Origin of the sequence: Halogeometricum pallidum JCM 14848 (assembly GCF_000337095.1) — an archaeon.
In the GTDB taxonomy this organism is placed as follows: domain Archaea; phylum Halobacteriota; class Halobacteria; order Halobacteriales; family Haloferacaceae; genus Halogeometricum; species Halogeometricum pallidum.
In genome coordinates, this window is sequence record NZ_AOIV01000011.1 from 78,694 (window position 1) to 103,421 (window position 24,728).

Annotated in this window: 19 protein-coding genes and 1 pseudogene; 8 read left to right on the forward strand and 12 right to left on the reverse strand. The window is 61.8% G+C overall.

Annotated elements, in window-relative coordinates; translation table 11 throughout:
* Positions 1-97: 97 nt before the first annotated feature.
* Positions 98-2,356, reverse strand: coding sequence for a glycoside hydrolase family 3 N-terminal domain-containing protein (locus C474_RS06585; RefSeq protein WP_049916810.1), 2,259 nt, complete (start codon positions 2,354-2,356; stop codon positions 98-100).
* Positions 2,357-3,570: 1,214 nt separating this feature from the next.
* Here C474_RS06585 and C474_RS06590 point away from each other — a divergent pair.
* Positions 3,571-3,762, forward strand: a complete 192-nt coding sequence (locus C474_RS06590) for a hypothetical protein (protein WP_008385132.1) — start codon at positions 3,571-3,573, stop codon at positions 3,760-3,762.
* 139 nt (positions 3,763-3,901) lie between these two features.
* On the forward strand, positions 3,902-5,506 hold the full coding sequence (locus tag C474_RS06595) for a TCP-1/cpn60 chaperonin family protein (protein ID WP_204366067.1): 1,605 nt from the start codon (positions 3,902-3,904) through the stop codon (positions 5,504-5,506).
* Here C474_RS06595 and C474_RS06600 read toward each other — a convergent pair.
* From C474_RS06600 to C474_RS22805, 6 genes and pseudogenes are all read right to left on the reverse strand, one after another.
* On the reverse strand, positions 5,503-6,228 hold the full coding sequence (locus C474_RS06600) for a hypothetical protein (RefSeq protein WP_008385136.1): 726 nt from the start codon (positions 6,226-6,228) through the stop codon (positions 5,503-5,505). The genes C474_RS06595 and C474_RS06600 overlap by 4 nt on opposite strands.
* Before the next feature lie 78 nt (positions 6,229-6,306).
* Positions 6,307-7,536, reverse strand: a complete 1,230-nt coding sequence (locus tag C474_RS06605; RefSeq protein ID WP_008385139.1) for an ABC transporter ATP-binding protein — start codon at positions 7,534-7,536, stop codon at positions 6,307-6,309.
* A 91-nt stretch (positions 7,537-7,627) separates the two neighbouring features.
* A complete protein-coding gene (locus tag C474_RS06610; RefSeq protein ID WP_008385141.1) occupies positions 7,628-8,515 on the reverse strand; it encodes a carbohydrate ABC transporter permease in 888 nt (295 codons plus the stop codon).
* A gap of 1 nt (position 8,516) precedes the next feature.
* The gene (locus tag C474_RS06615; RefSeq protein ID WP_008385143.1) at positions 8,517-9,443 is read right to left on the reverse strand and encodes a carbohydrate ABC transporter permease; all 927 of its coding nucleotides are present in this window, start codon (positions 9,441-9,443) and stop codon (positions 8,517-8,519) included.
* Positions 9,444-9,545: 102 nt separating this feature from the next.
* Positions 9,546-11,138 (reverse strand): ABC transporter substrate-binding protein, encoded by a 1,593-nt coding sequence (locus C474_RS22520; RefSeq protein WP_008385145.1) that lies wholly within the window; start codon positions 11,136-11,138, stop codon positions 9,546-9,548.
* 189 nt (positions 11,139-11,327) lie between these two features.
* Positions 11,328-11,675, reverse strand: a pseudogene (locus tag C474_RS22805) (phosphate acyltransferase); the annotation flags it as partial.
* Positions 11,676-12,726: 1,051 nt separating this feature from the next.
* On the opposite strand from C474_RS22805, the gene C474_RS06625 reads away from it, so the two are divergent.
* Complete coding sequence (locus C474_RS06625; protein WP_049916780.1) at positions 12,727-13,872, forward strand: Fic family protein; 1,146 nt, start codon at positions 12,727-12,729, stop codon at positions 13,870-13,872.
* A 347-nt stretch (positions 13,873-14,219) separates the two neighbouring features.
* On the opposite strand, the gene C474_RS06630 is transcribed toward C474_RS06625, so the two are convergent.
* A complete protein-coding gene (locus tag C474_RS06630; protein ID WP_008385149.1) occupies positions 14,220-14,531 on the reverse strand; it encodes a CGCGG family putative rSAM-modified RiPP protein in 312 nt (103 codons plus the stop codon).
* On the reverse strand, positions 14,524-15,618 hold the full coding sequence (gene nirK, locus C474_RS06635) for a copper-containing nitrite reductase (protein ID WP_049916781.1): 1,095 nt from the start codon (positions 15,616-15,618) through the stop codon (positions 14,524-14,526). Before nirK ends, C474_RS06630 begins: the two co-directional genes overlap by 8 nt.
* Before the next feature lie 112 nt (positions 15,619-15,730).
* Here nirK and C474_RS06640 point away from each other — a divergent pair, with 112 nt between their 5' ends.
* Positions 15,731-16,735: a halocyanin domain-containing protein gene (locus C474_RS06640; protein WP_008385153.1), complete on the forward strand. Its 1,005-nt coding sequence runs from the start codon at positions 15,731-15,733 to the stop codon at positions 16,733-16,735.
* Between the two features lie 215 nt (positions 16,736-16,950).
* Here C474_RS06640 and C474_RS06645 read toward each other — a convergent pair whose 3' ends face one another.
* From C474_RS06645 to C474_RS06655, 3 genes are all read right to left on the reverse strand, one after another.
* Complete coding sequence (locus tag C474_RS06645; RefSeq protein WP_008385155.1) at positions 16,951-17,247, reverse strand: hypothetical protein; 297 nt, start codon at positions 17,245-17,247, stop codon at positions 16,951-16,953.
* A 739-nt stretch (positions 17,248-17,986) separates the two neighbouring features.
* Positions 17,987-19,441, reverse strand: a complete 1,455-nt coding sequence (locus tag C474_RS06650) for an aldehyde dehydrogenase family protein (protein WP_049916783.1) — start codon at positions 19,439-19,441, stop codon at positions 17,987-17,989.
* Positions 19,442-19,738: 297 nt separating this feature from the next.
* Positions 19,739-20,134: a universal stress protein gene (locus tag C474_RS06655; protein ID WP_008385159.1), complete on the reverse strand. Its 396-nt coding sequence runs from the start codon at positions 20,132-20,134 to the stop codon at positions 19,739-19,741.
* A 223-nt stretch (positions 20,135-20,357) separates the two neighbouring features.
* On the opposite strand from C474_RS06655, the gene C474_RS06660 reads away from it, so the two are divergent.
* From C474_RS06660 to C474_RS06675, 4 genes are all read left to right on the forward strand, one after another.
* Positions 20,358-21,524, forward strand: coding sequence for a thiolase domain-containing protein (locus C474_RS06660; RefSeq protein WP_008385161.1), 1,167 nt, complete (start codon positions 20,358-20,360; stop codon positions 21,522-21,524).
* Positions 21,524-21,904, forward strand: a complete 381-nt coding sequence (locus tag C474_RS06665) for a Zn-ribbon domain-containing OB-fold protein (RefSeq protein WP_008385163.1) — start codon at positions 21,524-21,526, stop codon at positions 21,902-21,904. The genes C474_RS06660 and C474_RS06665 overlap by 1 nt, the downstream gene beginning before the upstream one ends.
* A gap of 104 nt (positions 21,905-22,008) precedes the next feature.
* Positions 22,009-22,509, forward strand: a complete 501-nt coding sequence (locus C474_RS06670) for a gamma carbonic anhydrase family protein (RefSeq protein ID WP_008385165.1) — start codon at positions 22,009-22,011, stop codon at positions 22,507-22,509.
* A gap of 113 nt (positions 22,510-22,622) precedes the next feature.
* Positions 22,623-24,623 carry an AMP-binding protein gene (locus C474_RS06675; RefSeq protein WP_008385167.1) on the forward strand — a complete coding sequence of 667 codons (2,001 nt, stop codon included), beginning with the start codon at positions 22,623-22,625 and terminating at the stop codon, positions 24,621-24,623.
* Positions 24,624-24,728: the final 105 nt, after the last annotated feature.

Consider the following 24,728-nt stretch of genomic DNA (forward strand, 5'->3'; position numbering starts at 1 on the left):
CCCACACATTTTTTCGAGCGAATCGGCGACTCTCTGTCGAGCTATCGAATCAGCCGTACAGCCGCCGCAGTAGAGAATTTGATGGGGGACCGGACCGTTACTCCGCGTCGGTGATCCGCGTCTTAGTGAAGTACGTGCGACCGGTGGACGGCACTCGCTTCGTTCCGGTCACCTCGAACGACGCAGTCGTGACGATGTCACTCGCTGAGTGCCCGACTCGGAGCTGGTACGGGCCCTCTTCGACGGTGAGGTCGAAGTTCCGGTCGTGGTAGGCGAGTTGCGACGCGTCGATCTCGAAACTGACGCGGCGGGCGTCGCCCGCGTCGAGCGATACCCGCTCGAATCCGACGAGTTCTTGGACCGGACGGGCCTGACTCGGATTCTCGGCGCGGACGTACAGTTGGACGACGTCGTGGCCCGCCCGCTCACCGGCGTTCTCGACGGTAACCGCGGCGGTTATCGTCCCGGCCGGTGGAATCTCGTCGTCGGACAACGCGAGGTCACCGTACTCGAAGTCGGTGTAACTCAGGCCGTGGCCGAAGGGGTAGAGCGGGTCGCTGTCCACGTAGACGTGGTCTTCGTTCGCGGAGTTGGGTTTTCGGCTGTAGTGGACCGGAATCTGCCCCACGGTTCGCGGGATGGAGACGGGGAGGTGGCCGCCGGGGTTGTGTTCGCCGAACAGCGTCGCGGCGATGCCTTCGCCGCCGCGTTCGCCGGGAAGCCACGCCTGCACGACGGCGGGAACCGCCTCCGAAATCGCCTCGATAGAGTGCGGTTTGCCGCTCACGACGACGACGACGAGCGGTGTTCCCGTCTGGTCGACGCGTTCGACGAGTTCCTGCTGGACGCCGGGGAGGTCGAGGTCGACCACGTCGCACCCCTCTCCGCTGGTGGGAACGGTCGACCGGTTCTCCTGCTCTTTGTCCATGTCAGACAGGTCGACGGCGGACCGAGCACCGACGAACGCCACTGCGACGTCCGCCTCTGCGGCCGCCGACGCGGCCGCGTCGAACCCGCCCGTGCCGGGTCCCGTCATCGTACAGCCCTGCTCGTGGGACACCTCGAATCCGAACTCGTCGCCGCGGGACCGGATGGCGTCGAGAGGCGTTGTCGCGTCGAGTTCCACTTCTTCCTCGGGGTAATGGGCGGCGTAGGCGTAGTCACCCATCAGTTCCTGCCCGTCGTCGGCCTTCGGGCCGATAACCGCGACGGAGTCGGTTTCGCTCCCGGCGAGGGGCAAGAGGTCCCCTTCGTTCTTCAGGAGCGTCATCGACTCGCGGGCGGCCCGCGTCGTGAGTTCGTCCGCCGCGTCGGTGCCGAACGGTTCGGACGCGGCGTCCGGGTCAACCGTCGGGTCGTCGAACAGACCCTTCCGCACCTTCGCGCGGAGGACGCGTCGAACGGCGTGGTCGACCGTCTCCTCGGAGAGGTGGCCGGACTCCACGCCCTTCACGAGAGAGTCGCCGTAACAGTCCGTGTACGGGAGCTCAACGTCGATACCGGCTTCGAGGGCCATCGCGCCCGCCTCCTCCTCGTCGGCGGCGACGCCGTGCTCGCTCCGGAGGAATTCGACGCTGTAGTAGTCCGAGACGACCGTTCCGTCGAAGCCCCACTCCCCGCGGAGGACGTCGGTCAGCAACCACTCGTCGCTGGCGCAGGGGATGCCGTCGATGTCGTGGTAGGCGTTCATCACGGATTCGGCATCGGACGTTCTGACGGCCGCCTCGAAGGGGAACAGATGCGTCTCGCGGAGTTCGCGCCGACCGAGATTGACCGAACTGCGGTTCTTTCCGCCCTCGCCGACGCTGTGGCCGGCGAAGTGTTTGAGCGTCGCGGAGATGCCGTCGCCGTCGCCTTGAAGGCCGTCGACGTACCCGCACGCCATCGAGGCGACCAAGTACGGGTCTTCGCCGAACGTCTCCTCGACACGGCCCCACCGGAGGTCACGCGCCACGTCGAGGACGGGAGAGAGCGCGTGTGCGGTGCCGATGGCCTCCAACTGGGTTCGGATGGTGCCGGTGATTTCTTCGACGAGACTCGGGTCCCACGTGCTCGCGAGTCCGATGGACTGCGGGAACGTCGTCCCTTCCGGGCCCATGTACCCGCTTAGACACTCCTCGTGAGGTATCGCCGGAATCCCGAGACGAGTCTCCTCTCGGAGGTACGTCTGGAGTTCGTTCGTGACTCGGGCCGCCTCGGTCGGCGGGAGGCTCCCCTCGCCGCCGATTCGCGTCAAGTGGCCGATGCCGTCGGAGAGGTGTTCCTCGACGGCATTCTCGTCGAGATTCCCGTCCCCGTCGAGGAGTTTGTCCGCGTTTACCGACCCCAGTTGCGCCGCTTTCTCCGTCAGCGCCATCCGGTCCAGCAGTTCTTCGACGCGCCGTTCGACGGACACTCCGTCGATTTCGCTACCTGAACGTTTTCGCATCAACGAACGTGTTATATCTGGCCTATCTTAACCGTTCGGACGCGAACGCCCACCAACTGGTCGAAATTTCGCCGGTGACGGGCGTTCACCAGAGCTCGTATCTGAGAACGGGCCGGAAATAATATCGACGACAGTCTATGTCGAAACTATCCTGATACGCCGTAGGAGCCTGTTCGAGTAGTCGAATGCGGCGCGTACAGTCCGAGAACGCATAGTTCTGAAATAGAGAACCAAACCACGCGGCCGAATCTAGAACTCGCTTAATTCGTTCGGGATACGTTACGATCCTAAGATTGTAATGACAAGTCCAGTGTTTGTTTGTAGTTCCGAACAGGCGGCCTCAGTGGCGGAGTAACTGGGACGCGAAGGTACGACTGCAACGATGCCCTAGAGACCGTGTAGGCCGTTGTCGTTCTGAGGAGCAGTCCGGCACTCCGGTGTGAACAGAAACGGAGGCACCGAAGTCGAACGGATGAACCTCCGTCCTCGTTTGACAAGTTGGTTCTCTATTACAGAACACTTCCGGACAGATGGAACGGCATGAGACTCCGTCCTCTATACGGGAGATGCGGCCTCGTCGAGGAATTCGGCGGGTCGCAGTATCGGAACGTTGGAGAACCGACGGACCGAGACACTCACTGTTCGATATTCGGCCGGGATACGCCCGTTACCCTGTCAATCGGCTCCCCTCGGGAGGAAGTAGCCGCAGGATTCGCACACAAACTCGTCGTCGGAAAGCGATTCGTGGGTAGCGAGGTTCTGGTCGCAGTCGGGACAACGCATACGAGTGCAACGCTGTTCGTCGTTTACATAAACATACTACGACAACCGTCGAAATAGAGATGCACACGTCGGGTTGTGAACCCACTCTCGAGAAAAATGCATAGAGGTGGAACAGTTATCCGTCTACCGAGGCGGATTCTATCGGTCGCAAACAGATGATCCAGCGTCGACTGCCGTACTACGGCAGTCATACCACTACGCGCGGCGGTCGACGAGAAGAAGGCGTCTCTCCCCTCAAAGTTCACGGAACCTTCCGTTCGACTGCCGCGGTAAGCTACTCCGTCTCGCAGGCGTGTCGAACCCCGCGTCACGATTCCCCGAACCAAATTTATTTATGCCGAGACGGAGAAATATCATCAATGTCCGTAAACTTCGACAACAAGCGCAACGTCGGCGTCCTCTTCGCGCTACTCGCCGCAACCGTCGTCGCCGCGGGTGCCGGTATCCTCTGGCTCCGCGGCAGCGGAGAACCGCTCATCGTAGAGGTGGGATACACGCTCTTGGTGCTTCTTGGGGCGCTGGCGGTCTACGACCGGTTTCTCGTCCAGTAGACGTCCCGCGCCGAACTCTATCTCGAACGATTATTATAAGAAACCCGCATCGGTACAGTAACTCACCCTCGAAGTAACCATGGTCACGAACGAACTATACACAGGCTGGTCGACGGTCCCGGGCTCCGAGACCCGCCAGATGATACGGGACGCGTCCGAAGAGATGGGCGGACTGGTACGCAGTACACTCGGCCCGTTGGGGCTGGACAAGATGGTCGTCCGACGGATGCCGGACGACGAACTCCGCTGGTTCGTCAGCAACGACGGCAGCGCCATCGTAGAGGAGTTCGAGGGGGAGACGAGCCACCCCGTCGCACAATGGTTCATCCGCGCCGTAGAGGACCACGAAGCCGACTACGGCGACGGGGCGACGACGTTCGTCCTGCTGGCATCGGAGCTGTCGTCTACGGCCATGGACCTAATCGACGACGGCGTCCACCCGAACGACGTGATAGAGGGGTTCTCCATCGGCGCTCAGCGGACGATAGAGCGATGGAACGAGATGGCGATGCCGCTGACGAACGCGACCGGAACGCTCGACCGAGACCGATTGCGCGCCATCGCGATGACGGGGATGACGAACGGCCGCGAGACGTCGTGGCCACTCGGCGAGTTCGCCGATACGGTGGTGGAGGCGGTGATGCGTGTCTCCGACCCGGCCACTCGTAGCATCCGACTCGACCACGCGAAGACGGTCGCCGTCCCCGGCGGGAGTGTCGGGGATTCGATGCTCCTCGACGGAGTCGTCCTCCCGGGAGAAGTCGTCGTCGGCGAGCATCTCCTCCCGACGACGGGGCCGGTGCTGCTCGTAGACGCGAGTCTCAAACCTCGCGACCTCTCCGCGGACGTGAACGTCACAGTCGAGAATGACGCCGACGCGGAACGGGTGGCGAACGGCCGCAGAGACAGCGAGGAGATCGCCGCAGCCATCGCGGCCACGGGCGCAGTCGCCGTCGTCGCGACGGGAGACGCCGACATGGCCGTCGCGAAGGAGCTGGCTCGCCGCGGGACCGTCCTCCTCCGGAACGTCAAACACACGGACTTCGAGTACATCAAACAGGCCACCGGTGCTACGCATCGAGGTCCGATTCGTCCGGACACCCGAATCGACCCCGAAATCCTCGGTCACGCGACCGTACGATTCCGTGACACGGGCCGCGACGACGACTGGATCGCCTTCGAGCCACAGGCACGCGCCGGTGTACCAGCCGTCACCCTCGTGGTTCGAGGCGGGACGCAGGCGGTTGCAGAGGAGGCCGAGCGTCGTATCAGAGACAGCAAGAACGCGCTCCGAGCGTGCGTCATCACGCCGAAAGCGCTCCCGGCCGGGGGAGCCGCAGAGATATCTGCGGCGCACGCGGTCAGATCGATAGCGCCGCGATTCGACGGTCGAGAACAACTCGCGGTGGAGGCGTTCGCCGACGTTCTCGAATCCATCCCGCGGACGTTGGCCGCGAACGCCGGACTGGACTCGCTCGCGGCGGTGGCTGATCTGCGCGCCCGGTACGAGGCGGGCCACCACCGGGCCGCAGTTTCGAGTGACGGAACGCTCATCGACGACGTGACCGCCGACGGCGGCGGCATCGATCCCTACCAGATCCGGGTGTCGGGACTGATTCGAGCCGTCGAGTTCGTCACGAACCTCGTCAGAATCGACAGCGTCCTCGTAGACGAACGCGAACCGTCGGTCGACCGAGTGCTTGAGGAACCGAAGGTGAGTCCCGAGGAGATGTTCGACGGTTAGAGAAGCTGTGTCGCGACGACTGCGACCAGCGTCACCGGAAGAACCGAGAGGACGCTCGCTCTCTTGTCGATGCCGTAGAGTTCGCTCACGACGGGGAGCAACAGGAACCCGACGAGTATCCAGACGCCCGCCATCATCGTCCCGACGACTCGCATCTGGGTCGTGTTCACCACCGCGCTGTGGGACTGTACGACCTCGGCGACCGGTTCGGCGCCCGCGACGACGGTCTCCGGCGACGGGATAGTGACCGCAAGCGCCGCCGCGATCGCCACTACCGGAACGAAAAGGACCATCAGGTAGCCTCCGACCTTGAACATCGACCGCTCCATCGCCGTCTCCTCGGAGAGGTGGCCCGCGATGGCTCCGGCGACGCCGAAGTACAGAAAGCAGACGAAGCCGACGAAGAACAGCCCATACAGCAGGTTGATTCCGAGCGCCAACTGCCAGCCGCTGAAGACGTACCCCTTCGACATCGCGAACGGTTCCGAGAGGTACTCGAAGACGCCTCTCACGACGCCGAGAAGCAGCAGTCCGAGAAGCGGCGGCGTCCACCCGTATCGTTCGACCGTCTCGACGAAGTCGCCGATGTTCCGAGCGTGCGTCAGTTCGTGTCCGAGTCGACGCCACGACCGGTCGGTCGCGACGACCGACGTCTCAGATGCGTACGGCCCCGCGTTGGGTTCCGCGTCAGTCTCGTGTTCCGTTGCGTGGTCTACTGTCATGGGTGTGAAGGTGGAATTCCGACCGAGTTCGAGCCCTGTTCTCGCCGCGCGGGATTCCTGCGACCGTCGTCGTGGCGATCAATCGCCCGCTCCGGTTGCCGACTCCGTCTGCGCTTCGGGGGTCGACCGTTGGTCCAGACTGAGATTCTCTCCGGTCTCTGGGTCGAACACGTGGACGTACTCCGTGTCGAACGTCAGGTACACCGGGTCGTCACTGTTCTCGTACCGTTGCGGGATCGATTCCGGCTCGATGAACACCTTATACTCCTCCTCATCGCCTTGCTCGTCCTCGCCGATGTCGATGCTGTTGCCGATGACGCTCGTGACGTCGATGTTACTTTCCAGCTCGAAGTACAGCAGGTCGTTGCTTCCGAGCGGTTCGATGATGTCGACGAACGCTCTGACGGACTCTTCCACCGACGTCTCGTGGACGTGGATGTGCTCGGGTCGGACGCCCAAGAGGAACTGGTCGGCGTCGCTTCGCGCGGCTATCGACTCGGCCTGGCGTTCGGAGATCGGAAGGTCGATGTCCCCGACGAACCGGGGTCGGTCGCCGGATCGGTCCAACTTCGAGACGAACATGTTCATCGACGGGCTCCCGATGAACTGCGCGACGAACGTGTTCTTCGGTCGGTTGTACACTTCGCGGGGCGACCCGACCTGTTGGAGCGTCCCGGTGTCCAGGATTGCGATGCGGTCCGACATCGTCATCGCCTCCTCTTGGTCGTGCGTCACGTAGATGGTCGTCGTCTCGAACGTCTGCTGGAGGCGTTGAAGTTCCGTCCGCATGTGTTTGCGGAGTTTCGCGTCGAGGTTCGACAGCGGTTCGTCGAACAGGAACACGGCGGGGTCACGGACGATGGCCCGCCCCGTCGCGACGCGCTGACGCTGCCCGCCGGAGAGATGCTTCGGCTTCTGGTCAAGCAGTTCTTCGATACCCATGAGTTCGGCCGCCTCCCTGACGCGTTCGTTTATCTCCTCGGCCGGGAGGTCGGTCGACCGCTTGAGGCCGAACGCCATGTTGTCGCGCACCGACAGGTGCGGGTAGAGCGCGTAGTTCTGAAACACCATCGCGATGTCGCGTTTACGCGGCGGGAGTCGGTTCACCGGGGTGTCGCCGATGCGTATCTCACCCTCGGTTATCTCTTCGAGGCCGGCGAGCATCCGAAGCAGCGTCGATTTGCCGGACCCGCTCGGTCCGACGAGTGTCAGGAACTCCCCATCGTGGATGTCGAGGTTGAAGTTGTCGACCGCGAGAATGTCAGCCTCGTATCGCTTCGTCACGCTGTCGAACTGAATCCGACTCATAGTTAACGAACGTTTCCATCGTAACTATTTATTATTTTTGTTGGTAAGAGCGGGACGAGAGCCGAAATTAGCCAGTATCTGGGAACAGTCGTCAGGTCTTGACTGCTCCCTCCGCGAGTCCGTTGATGATGTACTTCTGGAGGAAAAAGAGGATGATAAAGAGGGGGAGGGTCGCGCCGAGAGCGCCGGCCATCAGCAGGTCCCACTGGAGGGAGTACTGGCCGATCCACGAACTGAGTCCCGGTGGGAGCGTCGTCTTCGCGTCGTCGTTGATGAGGATGAGCGCCATCACGAACTCGTTCCACGCGAAGATCCACGCGAAGATGGCAGTGGTCGCTATCGCCGGCGACGAGAGAGGGACGATGACGCGGACGACCGCGCCGATGCGCGTGCTTCCGTCTATCATCGCCGCCTCCTCCAACGCCTCGGGGAGGTTCTCGTAGAAACCCCGGAGCATCCAGATAGAGAACGGCAGCACGAAGGCGACGTACGCTATCGTGAGGCCGATGAGACTGTTGAACAGGCCGATATCGCGGAAGATGAGGAACAGCGGTACCGCCACCAGGATGAGCGGGAACATCTGCGTCAACAGCAGGAACGTCGCCACCGCCTTCCGACCCTTGAACCGGAGTCGGCCGATGCTGTACGCGCCGAACGTACAGACGATGATGCTGAGCACCGTCGAGCTCACCGTGACGATGACGCTGTTACCGAACCAGGTGATGAAGTTCGTCTCGTACAGCATGCGGCGGTAGGCGTCGAGGCTCGCACCGTCCAGCCACACGCCCGGGTTCTCGATGAACGTGTCGAACGCGACCTGGTTCAGCGAGACGACGATCATCCAGAGCACCGGCATCAGCACCACGAATACCAACGACCACAGCACCGCGTGGAAGCCGAGCGCTTTCGCCCACGTTACGACCTTCGGGGACATCTCGAAGCCGAACAGTTCCTCGGTGTCTCGCGTTTTGCTTGCCATGTTACTTCCCTCCGACTTCGTCCTCGTAGAGACGAAGATAGACCATTCCGTAGCCGAGCATGATGACGAGCATCACGACGGCTATCGCCGCCGCGACGCCGAAGTTGTTCTGTATGAACGCCTGCCGGTAGATGTACACCGGAAGCACCATCGAGGAGTTTCCGGGGCCGCCGCTCGTCATGACGAAGACGAGCGTGAAGTGGTTGAGCGTCCACAGACTCATCAGGAGCGTCGTTACGATGCCGATGGGCTGAAGAAACGGGAGCGTGATGTGTCGGAACAGGTCCAATCGGGTCGAACCGTCCACCTTCGCTGCCTCGTAGAGGTCTTGGGGGATACCCTTCATCGCCGCGAGGAAGGTTATCATGAAGAACGGGAAGTTCCGCCAGACGTACGCCATCGTCACGGAGAACAGCGCGTACCGCGACCGACCGAGCCACGCGACTCCTTGGATACCGAACACTTCGAGGAGGCCGTTGAACATCCCGAGTTCGTAGTTGAAGAGCAGCGTCCAGTTCAGCGCGACGGCGATGAACGGAATCGTCCACGGGAGCAACAGGAGCGTCGTCGCGATAGAGCGCCCCTTGAAGTCGCGATTCAGCAGGATGGCGAACCCGAGTCCCACCATCGCCATCAGGACAACCGCCGTGAACGACCAGACGAACGTGTTCTTCATGACCACCCAGAAGTCCGGGAGTGCGAACACGCGGGCGTAGTTCTCGAGCCCTATGAAGACGTCCTCCTCGAGTCCGCCGTACTCGTAGAAGCTCAGTGCGATACCCCGGAGAATGGGGACGACGCTGATGAGCGCCAGCGCCGCCAGCGTTGGCAGCAAGAACAGCCAACCCCAGAGACTCTCCTTCGAGAGCCAGTATTGGTACTCCTCCGGAATCGTGATTCCACCTGTTGCCGAGGTACTTCTTGACATACTTTGTGTAGTGAACTGACGTATAGGTATTCTATCTGTGGGGATTACCGTCGGAACGACGGACCGTTCCGTGAATCACCGGAGACCCGGAGCGGGAGTGGCTTACTCATAGGGATTGTAGATTTTCGGGACGCCGTCGCCCGTGATCCACGGTTGGACCTCGTCCGGTGCGTCGTCCAGCGACGGTTCCTCGGGGGTCTCCAGTTCGTAGTCGATGTAGTCCGCGCTGTTGATAGCCGACCGGGCCTTGTCGGCCATGCCGCGAATCGCCTTCTTCGGGTCCGTCTCGGAGCCGATCATCCCGGATATAGCGGTCGAGTACCCCGTCGTGCTGCCCTCGACGGAGCCCAGGAACGGGGCGACGCGTCCGGCGCCGGTGACGCCGTAGCGGACCGCGTTCGGTGCCTGTTCGAGGCGGGCGTCGAGCCACGAGTCGGGAATCTCCGTCGGATTGTCGGTGAACAGTTCCATCTCCTCTTGTCCGCTTCGAACCGGTAGGAAGTTCGGTGCAGAGACGGGGAAGTACTTGTTCAACTGGTCGGGTTGCGTCATGTAGTCCAGGAAGCCGAGCGAAATCTTGTCGTCGATGTTGTGGCGGGTAACGTTCTCCTTGAACGTCGTCATGCAACTGCCGCCCATGAAGGACTGCCGTTTGCCGTTCGGTCCCTTCGGCATCGGCGTCAGTTCCGTGGCTTCCGCCAGTTCCTCGTTGCCGTCGACGACGCCCTCTTGGGGGTCGATGAGGCTCCGGGCCAAGTCCGTCGGGAGGTGGGCGATGGCCGTCCGCTTCGCGCGGTAGAGTTCTTCGCCGGACGTGCTGTCGATACCGCCCCACCCGCCGGGCGCGATGTCCCACTGCTCACGGAGACTCAGCGTCCAGAGGTGGGCGAAAAGCGACGCCGGGCTGTCTATCTCGACGCTGAACTGGTCGTCAGAGTAGCCGTAGAACGACCCGCCGGACTGGTGCGTTATCGCGGTCTGGTTCTGACCGGTCGGGAAGTCCGTCGCTCCCGGCGTCGTGAATCCGGACGCATCCGTGTTCTCGGAGACGGCCTGTCCGGTCTCGACGAGTTCGGCCCACGTCTCGGGTGGCTTAGAGACGCCGGCTTCTTCGAGGAGGTTCATGTTGACGTGGCTCGTTCGAAGCTCCATGAACCACGGCATCCCCCAGAAGTCCCCGTCGAACTGACCCCACTTCGAGATCGTATCGTACCAGTCGTCGTACTCGTTGAACAGTTCGGTGTTGGGCCGCGCCGCGCCGCGGTTACCGAAGTCCGCCGCGTGTTCGCACGCCATCTCGGAGACGTTCGGCATCGAACGGCCTTCGATGGAGGCGCTCCACTCCTGGAACACCTGGTCCCAGACGACGACTTCGGTGGTGACGTTGATGTTCTCGTCCGCGGCGTCCTCGTAACCCTTCGCCGCGTCCTTGATGGCTTTCGTCTCCGCGGGGATGTACCCCCGCATCGTCCACCACAGGAAGTCCTGTTCGCCGTTGCCGTCGGTGCCGCCGTCGCCGCTACCACTATTACTACTACATCCGGCGAGGGCAGTCGCGCCCGCCGCACTGGCCGCGGCGGCAGTCTCCATGAACTTTCGGCGCGAGTACTCGCCCGACTGGTCATCGGACTGGTCGTTCGGTTCGCCGGTCGGTTGCGATGCTGGTGCGTCCGTACCGTCCACTGTCGACGCCATATAGTATCTGTAAGAAAGGACTATTATATATCTACCGGGGTACAGATTGACCGGCGTTCTAACCGGTCTCGACGAGCAGTTCCGATTTGAACGCCGTCGCTTCTCCCGTAATCCGCGCCTCGAACGCCGCGAAAGCCGGAATTTCGAGATACGGTAGGAGAGTTCCCACCCCTCTCCACACCGACCCAACTCTTCTTGGACGTCGACGACTGCGACGGCCGCGAGGGTAACGATGCCTTTCACGCCGTCGTCCCGTTGGATGACGCGGATGGGTTTGTTCATGCCGACGAGCATCGGACCGACCGCTTCTACATCACCGAACTGTTAGAGCAGTCTGTAGCCGACGTTACCCGCCTCTAAATTCGGGAACACGAGGACGTTGGCGGGGGCGTCCCTTCCGAGAACTCGTACGTGTCTGCGAGAATGCCTTCGACGACGGCCGCGTCGGCCGTGTCGCCGTCGATGGGGACAGTCTCTAGGTTGTCGCGCAACGCGCGCCGCCTCGCGGAGTGTGCGCGTCCCCTCGTTGTCGACGGTGAACTGTCGCGCCAACCCGGAAGAACACATTTATTCATAATGAAGCGCTGGCTTCTGTCGGTAGTAATATTCCGATTGGTACAATGAGGTAAACCGGACTGAGCCCCCCATTAACAGGACGTTCTATGAAAATCACGCGCATAGCGTTGTAAGGCGACACGCCTGAACCTATCTCTGATTGGCGATGATCCACTCGCGAAATCACCCCAATAACTATATCTATGTGATTGATAAATATAAAATATATAAGAGTAGAGTCGTTCTAACTAATCAGAAGCTATATCGTACGTAATTTATGGGAACAAGAACAAAATACCGTGTCTCCTGAAGCCAACTCCTGAACGAACGTTCTGACAGGGGCATCGCAGCCAAGTAACCCACCGCAGCGAGCGTGAACAGCGCGTGTCGGTACGGTGGATCGAGAGTGACGCGGGGCGAGATAGCTGAAAGAGCCCAGGTCGAGCGAAGTCGAGTCGTGAACGTATACAAGACGCTGAATACAGAGCTTGGGCTGCCGGTCAACTCGGTTACTCCGCAGTCGCTCATCCCGCAGCCATCTTCTGAGTTGGCGGTTGAGAATGCTGTCGGCGATGAGCACGCGAACTCGCCGAGCCGACATACGATTCGGCTATCGCGAACGGACGTCATCCAGCAGGATTGCCGGCGCTTGTGTCTACATTGCTTCCCAAGCGTACGGGCGAGGACTCAGACAAACTGGCATCGCGGAGGTCGCTGGAACAACTGCAGCGGCGACACTTCGTGCCCGGCGTGACGAACTCTTGGCACTCGTACTTTCGAGGATGTCCTCTTCACCTGAGGGTCGCGATTGGAGCCTTGGCAGATGTGCAACAGCAGCGCTATCGTGACACAGTAGCTCTGAGACCCACAGTCTTAGTATACCTACTTATATAGACACTATACACAGAAGCTGTTCCGGCGTTCGAACGTATACTATTCGCGGTTGATCTTCCCCGATAGAGCTCTCGTAGTCTCTACGTATACTTACTATAAAAACAGCTATATCAGTAGGGCTGATAGTGGTATTACCGAAATGCCTACGAAAGAGCTTCCCGAGAGTGCACCGGGAAAATATGTCCCCTATCATCCGAATCCGTACTACTCACCGGAGCCGCTCCCAGTAGAGCCGAAGCTCGAACTCTCCGAACAGACACACGATCTGATGGCCGATGCAGCGTACCAAATCGGTCGTGTCGACGGTATCAGCTCGACGGTTGAGTTCTCCGCAGTTCTCTACACCTCTCTCATACGCATCGAGGCCGTCGAGTCAGCACGTCTCGAAGGAGCGGACGTCGCGTATCAAGACGTCGAAGCGTACCACACAAAGCATCCTGCAGGCGGGGCTGACACGACAATCGAGAAAGACCTGAAGGAGGCCCTCAACTACGAGACTGCACTCACACACGGACTCGAAAAAGTCGAGAGCGGAGCGTCGATAACAGTCTCACTGATCAAAGAACTCCATTCGATGCTGCTCGAGGATGTCCGTAACGAGGGTGACGTCGTCGGTGACTTCCGCGACCATATGGTTCATCTCACGAGCCCACAGCCAGGACAGCGTCCGTTCGTCCCACCGACTCCGAAGGGACTCACCGGGCTCATGCACTCACTTGAGTCGTACATTCAGATGGGTGGGCAGTATCATCCGCTCGTCGACGCCGCTATCATCCATTATTTCTTTGAGACGGTGCACCCCTTCTCGGATGGAAACGGTCGACTCGGTCGATTACTCATCATTCTGTATTTGGCGAGCGAGGGGTACCTCGAAAGTCCGTATATCTACCCGAGCGCGTACTTCAATCGTTACAAGGTCGAGTACGTCGAGCGGATGCGGGCGGTGAGTGAGGGTGGTGCGTGGGACGAGTGGCTCACGTTCTTCCTCGAAGGACTCCGAAGTCAAGCAGAGACGTCGTACGACCGGACGCACCGACTCCGCAATCTCCAAGCACGCTACGAGACAGAGTACCCGGGCAGCACGAATACGGACGCGTTCGCTCGGCAGTTACTCCGGTATCCGTATTTTACGGCACCAAACCTCGTGGAGTATCTGGACGTCTCACGCCGGACCGCCTACAAGGTCGTCGACGATCTTGAATCGGATGGCCTCATCGAGGAAGTGACCGGGAAAGAACGCGGGAAGGAGTACAAAGCAGTCGAGGTGTTCGATATTCTGGAGTAGGCGGCAGTGCCTCGGTTTGATTTAATTGTGGATTTTTCCAAGTGTCGAATCAGATGCACACCTCCCGAGGTTGAAATACAATGACGAAGGAAGCCATCCGCGAGTGGTGATTAACCACTACGCTAATTTAGAGGAACTGCGACCACGTGGCGAAGCGATTCGTGTTCCCTACATCGCACCCAGCATCGGTGAGAGTCTATCGGCGTTGTGCGCCGTGCAGCGCCGCGTACAAGCGCTGGACTCACCGATGGATCACTATTTCGGGCGGACTGAGCGCCGTCACCGTCCGCAAATACTCGCGGCCTCAGATAATCGAGTTAGCACTCGAAGCTGGTCGCTGCACGCGCTTAGCGCTCGTAGACGTGAACACGAAGCACGTGCCCACCACATCCGCACTGTTCGACGTAGGACCACTCGACCAGTTCGCCAAACTCCTCGCCGAGGATAGGCCCGAGATACTCCTCTGGACGGCCGTGCGCGCCGTGGGTGACGAGGTTCACGTGATAGCCCGGAGCAGTATGTTCGACCGCTTCTATCGCACCAGCGACGATGGCGTCGCGTCGGTCCCCGTGAACGGGTTTCTCCAAGTTCGCCGACCACGAGTTGTGGTGAACGCGGTCGGTGACGGGTTCGACGTCGGAGCGGGTGTGGTCACTCATCTCCGTCCTCCGGGTCGAACAGGTCAGGGTTCGCCGGACCCTCGGCACGGAGCACGGCCAGTGCACCCTTCCGCGCGACCCGCGAGAGCGCGTGGTCGACCAGCTTGTAGTCGCCGGGCACGGGGAACCGCGCCGTCACGACCGCCGCGCTGCCGGGCAGGACGGGCGTCGTCTGGACGTAGCGGTGCGGTTCCGAGGCGAGCGACCCCTGCGGGTACACCTCGTCCCAGACGCCGCCGATGGCGTGGAAGCTGCTGAACTGGTTCGGGCCGCCCACCGCGTAGTAGATGCGCACCGTCTCGTCGGTCCGCACGCGCATCTCGTCGTACCCTTGCGGTCCGATGGCGTACTTCTCGCCGTTGATGAGAACGTACGTGGGGTCTTCGGCGGCCATGGTCTCGAAGTCAAACTCGTGGTGGCCCTCGTCGCCGGCGGCGCCGTTCGTGTACACCTCCATCTGCCCGAGGTAGAACTCCCGGTCGACCGCCGGGAGGCCCTCCTCGGGTTCGACGAGGATGAGACCGAACATGCCCGACGAGATGTGGTAGTCGACGTTCGCCACCGCGCAGTGGTAGACAAACGCGCCGGGGTAGGTCACCTTGAACCGCAGGCGCTTCTCCTCACCGGGATTGACCGTCGTCGCCTCCGCGCCGCCGCCCGGACCGCGGCAGGCGTGGAAGTCGACGTTGTGCGCCATCGCGCTGCTCTCGTGGTTCCGAATCGTCACCTCGACCGTATCACCGACGCGCGTTCGGATGAAAGGACCCGGAACCTGACCGTTGAAGGTCATATACTGGAAGGTGACGTCGGGTTCGATCTCGGCGACGGCCTCGCGCGTCTCCAGTTCGACGGGGACGGTCGCGGGTTTCGAACGGGTGATCGGCTTCGGGATATCGCGCGGGTCCGCGGCGACGCGGTCGACGTCGACGGGTTTGGCGGCGGCGAGCGACGGTTCGAAGCCGACGTTGAGCGGTTCCGCGACCTGCACGTCGTCTAACGGTGCTCCGACGGTACAGCCCGCGAGCGCTCCGGCGGTTCCGACGGCCATCCCCTGTAACACGCGGCGACGAGTAGTAGTGTACGTCATGTTCCTTCGACAGTTCATCCTTAGAGTATATCGACGATATAAGCGAGACCCGTTTCTCGGGGGAAGAGAATCATGTGTTTTGATTAATCTATTCGGCTGATTATTTCTGACCATGGCCACCAGTACGACGAATCCGACCATCGCGTGCAGCCGACGAGACGTTCTCCGGGCCGGAGTCGGAACAGCGGTCGGCGCCGCGGCCGCAGGCGCGGTCGCTCGCCCGGTCGCAGCGACGGACGGCGCGAGCGAGTTCGACGCGTGGTTCGAGAACGTCTCGAACTACGAGGAGATCACAGACGAACGCGGCGCGTCGACGGTCACGGTGTCGGTCGGGGCGTCGGGGAACGGGGGCGACTTCGCGTTCGAACCGGCGGCGGTGCGCGTCGACCCCGGAACGACCGTCGTCTGGGAGTGGACCGGCGGCGGCGGCGTTCACAACGTGGCCGCCACGGACGGGGCCTACGAGAGCGACCTGCTGTCGGAGGCCGGTACGACGTTCGAACGGACGTTCGAGGAGAACGGAGTCAGTCTCTACTCGTGTCTCCCGCACGAGGCGATGGGGATGAAAGGCGCGGTCGTCATCGGTAGCGCTCCCGCGGGCGACGAACTCCGTGAGGTCGATTACGGCGACTGGTTCGACGGCGTAGAGAACTTCAGCGGAACGGTCGACAAGCGGGGAGAGCAGGTAGTTCGTATCGCGGTCGGTGCCGCAGGCAACGGCGGCAACTTCGCGTTCGAGCCCGCAGCGGTGCGCGTCGACCCCGGGACGACAGTCGTCTGGGAGTGGACCGGGAAAGGCGATGCGCACAGTCTCGCGGCGGCGGACGGGAGCTTCGACGCCGAGCTAGTTGAGACGGCGGGAGCGACCTATGCGCTGCAATTCGGCGGGGTGGGCGTCAGTAAGTACATCTGTCCGTCGCACGCTGCGGAGGCGATGCGCGGGGCCGTCGTCGTCGGCGACCCGATGGCGGGTGTGATCGACGTGCCGATGACGGCTGCAGTCACGGGCGTCGGCGTTCTCGGCGCGGCGCTCTCACCGCTGGCGTTCGGCGCGTTCCTCGCGCTTCACGGAACCAACGACGAACCGTCCGACGACGTAGCGGACGCAGGTCGGTAACAGCCGATTGCACGACGAGTTCTCTCTGAGGACGACGATTAAGCGCGAGCAGCTTTCTATTGGGTTTGGGGCGCTCGAAGGCATTACTCGCATTCACGGACAGAATCCATTCCACACAACGGAGAATCAATTCATCAACCGGACGACCCGCATCATTCGTGCCAACGTGGCTATCGCTGGTGGGCGCGGCAGCAAACGGAATCGTTTCGAGCCTCTCAGGTTCTTTCCTCTAGGGCCGTCATCGACAGAACCTGAACGGTATCCGGGTCGACCGGCCGAAACAGTCGATCGTCACCGTCACCGATGTTCCCGAGCGTCACCCACTCAGTCGTCCCTGTGGCGCCGCACTGGATACACCGACCGGTGAGTCGTGCTTCGACGGAATCCGAACGGACGCCGAGTTCCGAAAATCCCTCCGCGAGAAAGTCGGTTACCTCGCAGTCGCAGAACTCGGTGCCAGTGAACCGCCACAGATCGCTGATACCGAGTTCGCGGGTTCCGTTGACACTCAACCACGCACCTCGGTCAACGAGACGGAGAGACGTACTCACAGGCGGTGTTGGTGCGTCTCACTACTGCCAGTGTCGGCAGTCGCAACATTGACCGTTATCTTGTGTACGCTCCGGTACGTCCCAACAATACCGTGACGTTCGCAAACGAATATTGCGCGACCTTCGAGTCGGCACTCGACATGCTCGCTCGGATGTACGACGTTGACACTGAGGCAGATGTTATCTTCTATGGCTTCTGGGCGCTACCCCCGTGTCACGGCTACCGAAAGCCCTCAACGTCACTCTTAGTAGGAAAAACGGAATCAAAGAAGTCAATAGTGGATATATATTCGGCACAATAGGAAATAAAATTCGACAGATTGTCGTAAAGTTCATCTCCAAACCTAGTCGGTCGAGTGTCGTATTCTCCCGAAATCAGCCCGTAATGACTTTTTGTCGAGCAACTCTCGTATCGTGTTGACTAGAGACATATTTGAGACATACAACTGTATCTTGTCTGATTTGGTCACGTTATCTAGGATTTTTACGTACACCTCGTCGATTTCGACCGGTCAACGAGCTTGATACCCACAGGTGGGGCTATCTGGTCGCCCGGAACTTCTGTCCCTCGATGACCTGCCGACAGGTGGTGCTGCGATGCGGAACAGATTCGGCGTGCCGACCGTCGATATAACTAACTGAGCCGCTGGTCCGAGGCCCCGTGCAGGCAGGCGGTAGTAGATGGTGCCCCCGAGTAGACTCACTCCGAGATGTTGAGACAGACGTTCTTTAGTTGGGTGTAGTTGTGGATGGCTTGTGTTCCGTTCTCCCGACCGATGCCGCTGTCTTTGTAGCCGCCGAAGGGTGTCTCGTTGCCACCAGCGAACCACTCGTTGACGTAGATCTGGCCGGCGTCGACGTCGCGCGCGAAGCGGTGGGCTCTGCCCATGTCGGTGGTGATGACGCCGGCGACGAGCCCGTAGTCCACGTCGTTGGACCGCTGGATGGCTTCGGCTTCGTCGTCGAAGGTGCTCACGGTCAGCACCGGCCCGAAGACCTCTTCTTGGAGGATCCGTGCGTCCTGCGGGACGTCCGCGAACACGGTCGGTTCGACGTAATACCCCTCGCGGTCGAGCACCGCTCCTCCGGTGAGCGGTTCGCCCAACTCCTCACGGCCGACCTCGAGGTACTCCGCAACCGTATCGAGGTGGGTCGCCGAGACGAGCGGGCCGACATCGTGGTCGTCGATGCCCGGGCCAATGGAGAGCGCCTCGACGGCGCTGACGAGTTTGTCGAGATAGGCGTCGTGTACCTCGCTTTGAACGATGACGCGGGAGGACGCCGAGCAGACCTGGCCGGAGTTCGTCGCGAAGATGCCTTTGATCGTCTCGTCGACGGCGACGTCGAGGTCGGCGTCGTCGTAGATGACCAGCGGGCTCTTGCCCCCGAGTTCGAGGTGGGGTTCGGTGAGGTTCCCGATGGCGGCCTTCCCAACCTCGCGGCCGGTCGCGCTCGACCCGGTGAACGTCACACTCCCGATGTCTGGGTGCCCCGAGAGCGCCGACCCCGCGGGAACGCCCTCACCGGGAACGACGTTGACCGCGGCCGGTGGAACGCCGTTCTCGTGGAGAAGTTTCGTGAGTTCGAGCGCCCCGACCGGCGTCTCCTCGGCCGGCTTGACCACCGCCGCGTTCCCGGCCGCGAGCGCCGGAGCGACGCTCCTCGCGAAGAGGTAGGCCGGGACGTTCCACGGGACGATATGGCCGGTGACACCGAGGGGTTCCCGAATCGTGTAGTCGACGTGACCGTCGTCGAGCGGGATGCTCTCGCCCTCGATTTTGTCGGCCAGGCCACCGTAGTACTCGAAGTGGCGCGCGCAGCGCTCCACCTGCCCGACAGCCTCGGAGAGCGGCTTTCCGTTCTCGAGGGTCTCGATGCGGGCGAGTCGGTCCTTCTCGTCCCGGATGGCTCGGGCAACGTCGTTCAGGATCTCACATCGCCGGGCGGGAGTGTACCCGTACCAGGTCTCGAAGCCATCCCAGGCGACGTCGACGGCCTCGTTCACGTCGGCCTCGGTGCCCGCGGCGACCGTCGTCAACGAGTCACCTGTCGCCGGGTCGTGGACGGTGAGCGTCTCGCCGGACGACGCCGCACGCTCGGTGCCGTCGATCAACACCCCGTACTCATCAGCAATTGCTGGTAGATCTGTCTGCATCGTATCTCAACAATACACGTAGACGCTCATAATAGTTCTTGTCAATATCGGCGTGGAGGTCACCATCTACTACCGGACCGGCTCACCGAGAGCAACGCGCAGTTCGTCGAATCTACGGCACGGATCGCCCACGAACTGAACCGCCCCGTGGCAAGCACCGAGTCGACACCAAATGCTCGCTTGGCTCCTGTTGTCGGCTCGTGTCCGTCACGATGAGCTCCGACGGCAGACTGTTGAGATCGCTCGCTACGGAGAGAACCGACGCTGGGTGTGCCAAGCCACCGATTCACCGGTAGTTCACTCGACTCCGACGATAGTTACCGGGACTGGTGAATCGAGCGCCACCGACTGGGTAACACTCCCGAAGAGCGCTTTGCCAGTGGGTGAGCGTTTCCGTCCGCACACTACGATCTCGTCCGCGCTCATCTCGGTCGCCAGATTCACGATCGACTCCGCGACTGGAACGTACAGTTCGGTCTGTTTGACCGTGATGCCAGCAGCAGAGAGGATGTCCACTGCTTCGATGATGCCCGGGCTCTCCTCGTCGAAGCTGTCATCACCTGTATCATCGCGGTAGGCGTGAGCAACCGTCACGGTGACCTCGTCTGTCTCTCCGGGGAGCCCTAAGACGTACCGGGCTTGAGCGGCCGCCCGGTCGGTTTCGTCGTCTACCGGGAGGAGTATCTGATACATAGCATGAAATACGATACCTCGCGTCGATAAATACGTTCCCCCGGACTGCAGTCAGAAACGTCAACCGACCACAGCCAGGGATGTCTTCCACGTCGTGTGGGGTAGCCGGTCGTAGGCGAGTGGATACCGAAGGAGCACCGAGGACGACACCGAAAGAGAGGACCCATAATTCGGTGTCCAGAGACCGCAACACCTACAATCGGGACGGGAATAATCGTAACGTATGCATGCAGTTCGCATAGCTGGTGCTGGCTCAACAGCGTTCAGTGCGTCTCCCGAACGAACCGGGCGCGACCTCTTTGGGGAGGCAGCCCGTATCGCCATCGAAGATTCAGGCGTCCCGAGGGCGGATATCGACCGCCTCTGTTACGGGAACTTCGCCGGAACGGTCACCGAACGGCAGGGACACCAAGGACCACTGATGGCAGAGGCCGCGGGCGTGACCGCACCAGCGACACGGTACGAGAGTGCGTGTGCGTCGGGCGGCGTCGCACTCCGGAGTGGGGTCGAGGCGGTCCGGTCGGGAGCGGTCGACGTCGTCCTCGTCGGCGGGATGGAGCGGATGCACAACGTTACGACGGAGCGAGCGACCGAGGGACTGGCGATGGCGGCAGACGACCTCTACGAGAGTCGTGCCGGCGTGACGTTCCCCGGTGCGTACGCGCTCATGGCACGCGCGTACTTCGAGGAGTTCGGCGGGACGCGAGCGGACCTCGCCGCGGTCGCGGTGAAGAACCACCGCAACGCCCTCGGGAACGAGAACGCCCAGTTCCAACGAGAGATATCCACGACCGACGTCCTCGAAGCGCCCACCGTCGCCGACCCACTCGGACTGTACGACGCCTGTCCGATCACCGACGGGGCAAGTGCGTGTGTCTTGGTCAGCGAGGAATACGCGGAGAACCACGACCTGAACGCCTCAGTCTCGGTCACGGGGTCCGGACAGGGCACCGACTCGCTCGCCTTGCAAAACCGAGAGTCGCTCACGCGGACCCCTGCGACGGAGCGAGCGGCGATGGTCGCCTACGACGACGCCGGGGTTGCCCCAGCGGACGTCGACCTGCTCGAAGTCCATGACTGCTTCACTATCGCCGAAGTATTGGCACTCGAAGGGTTGGGGCTGTACGACCCCGGCGACGCTATCGACGCCGCGACGTCCGGTGAAACGACGCGAGACGGCGATCTTCCGGTCAATCTCTCGGGTGGGCTGAAGGCGAAAGGCCACCCGGTCGGGGCGACCGGCGTGAGCCAGGTCGTCGAGCTGACGAAGCTCCTCCGCGGCGACCACGTCAACAGTAGCGCGGTCCCCGACGCCTCCGTCGCCGTCGCCCACAACGCCGGTGGAACCGTCGCGAGTGCGACTGTCCACGTCCTCGAGGTGCGTTCCTGATGCGAGAACCGAGAGAAGAAGGCTACGACGACCTGCTCGACGCGCTCGAATCCGACACTGGCTACTACCTCTCCTGTCCGGCAGGCCACGGGTCGCTCCCGCCTCGACAGGTGTGTCCACGCTGTGGCGACGAGCTATCGGAAGAGACACTGCCAGCCACGGGAGCGGTCGTCACGTTCACCGAGGTAGCGGTACCGACCCCGGCGTTCGCCGGCAAGACACCCGTCGTACTCATCGCCGACTTCGGACCCGTCCGGCTCACCGGAGAACTCCTGGACGGCTCGGACATACTCGAAGTCGGGAGCGAAGTGGTACCGACCGTCGCGTCGTCTCCGGGCGGTGACCGTCACGTCGGCTTTCGGCTCGCGTCCGAACGCTGACCCCGGCTTCGTTCACTGTACCGTTACGCTCCGTGCCGTTCCGTACGTCTCGGTTCTTGAACGGTCCCGATAGCACTATATTGTCCTATTCTCGCATTGTGAGTATGCAACGCACTTTCGATGAGGCGACACCGACCGTCGCGGAGTCGGCCTTCGTCTCGGAGCAGTCGTACCTGATCGGCGACGTCGTAGTGGGTGACCGTGCGAGCCTCTGGCCGTTCACGTGTCTTCGGGGAGACGGTGGTTCCACGGTCGTCGGCAGGGAGACGAACGTCCAGGAGTTCACCATGCTCCACGGCGCGATCCTCGGCGACGAGGTCACCGTCGGTCACAACGCCGTCGTCGACTACGCGACCGTAGAGGACCACTCCCTCGTCGGTATGGGGAGCCGTGTCCTCCGGGACGCGACGGTCGAATCCGACTGCATCGTCGCCGCCGGTGCGGTGGTTCTACAGGACCAGACCATCCCCGAAGGGCACCTCGCCTACGGCGCGCCGGCCGAGACGAAACCGCTCACGGACGGCCAACGTGACGAGATTGACCGCGTCCACCAGCACTACGTCGACCTCGGACGTCAGTACAGAGCAGCCGGTCGGTTCGAGTGACCGGAGAGTCCGCTTAACCGACTGCGGCTTTCGACCGGACCGTCTCGACGAATCCGCCACGTTAACCCCGATATTTTATATCTATTGCTGTAGCAACCTAGAGACGCGCAACCATGACAGACGGCACCCACGAAGAGCCATCCATCGTCCACGAACCGACCCAGGAGTTCGTCGAGTCGACGAACGTCTACGAGTTCATGCAGACGTACGACATCGACGACTACGACGAGCTCATCCGTCGAACCACCGAGGAGGTCGACGGCATCGAAGCGTCGGGCGTTGAGTGGTTCTGGGACACCATGCCGGAGTACCTCGGCATCGACTTCTACGAGCCGTACGAGACGGTCCGTGACGACACCGACGGCCCCCAGTTCACCGAGTGGTACCCGGGTGGTGAACTCAACCTCGCACACAACGTAGTGGACCGCCACGCTGCCGCCGACGCCGAGACGAGAAACTCCGTCGCGTGTCTCTTCGAGGGCGAACCCGGCGACGTCAGGGAGGTGACGTACCACGAACTTTCTCGACAGTCGAACAAGGTTGCGAACTATCTCGAATCAGTCGGCGTCGAGACCGGTGACACCGTGGGGATGTACATGCCGATGGTCCCCGAAGTCATCGCGATTCTGTACGGCTGTTTCAAAGTCGGCGCAATCGCGGTCCCGATATTCTCCGGGTTCGGTGTCGAGGCGACGGCCACGCGGATCGAAGACTCGGAGTGCTCGGTGCTCTTCACGGGTGACGGCTTCTACCGGCGCGGCAAGTCACTCACGCTCAAAGAAGCGGCCGACGACGCCATCGACGAAGCGGGCTACGTCGAGCACACGGTCGTCTACGACCGCCTCGGCGACGACGCCGAGGTCCCGATGGGAGAGCGTGACGAGTGGTGGGACGACGCGGTCGAGGACCACGACGACGAGTACGACACCAAATCGCTGCCCTCCTCACAGGAGTCGATGCTGCTGTACTCCTCGGGGACCACGGGCAAACCGAAAGGCATCGTCCACACTCACGCCGGCGTACAGCTACAGTGTGCCAAGGAGATCTACTTCGGTTTTGACCACAAACCCTCGGACCGCTTCTTCTGGGTCTCGGACATCGGCTGGATGATGGGGCCGTGGACACTGATCGGCAACCACACCTTCGGTGGAACTGTGTTCATGTACGAGGGGGCGCCCGACCATCCCCAGCCGGATCGGTTCTGGGAGATGATCGATCGGCACTCGCTCTCGACGTTCGGTATCTCCCCCACGGCCATCAGAGCGCTGCGCAAACACGGCGACGAGTGGGTCGAGGAACACGACCTCTCCTCGCTACGCCTGCTCGGGTCGACCGGCGAACCGTGGGACCCCGAATCGTGGCAGTGGTTCTACGAGCACGTCGGGGGAAGCGAGGCACCGATCATGAACATCTCCGGCGGCACCGAAATCTGCGGCTGTTTCCTCATGCCGATGCCGACCCAGCCACTGAAGCCGTGTAGCCTGGGCGGGCCGGGCCTCGGGATGGACATAGACATCGTGGACGACTCCGGGAACTCCATCGCCGACACGCACGAACGCGGCTTCCTCGTCGCACGTGACTCCTGCCCGTCGATGACTAAGAGCCTCTGGAGCGGCGACGAGCGCTACTTAGAGGAGTACTGGTCGACGTTCACCGACCCGCCGTTGTGGAACCACGGCGACTGGGCGCAGAAGGACGAGGACGGCTTCTGGTTCCTCCACGGCCGCGCGGACGACGCGCTGAACGTCGCCGGCCGGAAGGTCGGCCCCGCGGAGATAGAGGGCGTTCTCACCGAACACGAGAGGGTGAATCAGGCCGCGGCCGTCGGCGTCCCTGACGACACCACCGGCACCGCCGTCGTGACGTACGTCGTCCTCGAAGACGGCTACGAGGGAAGCGATGACCTCCGAGCCGAACTGTCGACGCTCGTCGGCGAGGAGCACGGCAAACCGTTCCGCCCGCGTGAGATCCTTTTTGTCCCCGAGTTCCCGAAGACCCAGTCCGGCAAGGTGATTCGACGGGCCATCTCGTCGATCTATCAGGGCGAGGAGCTGGGCGATATGTCGAGCATCGAGAACCCCGAGTCACTCGACGAGATCGAAGCGGCGTCGTAACCAGTCTGCATCGCGTGCGTTGGTGTTTTTGTGTTTTCGCGGGGCGTGTCGGCCCGATCCAACTGGGTGTGAAATCGAAAAGAACGTGGAGTGGACGAGTCGAAC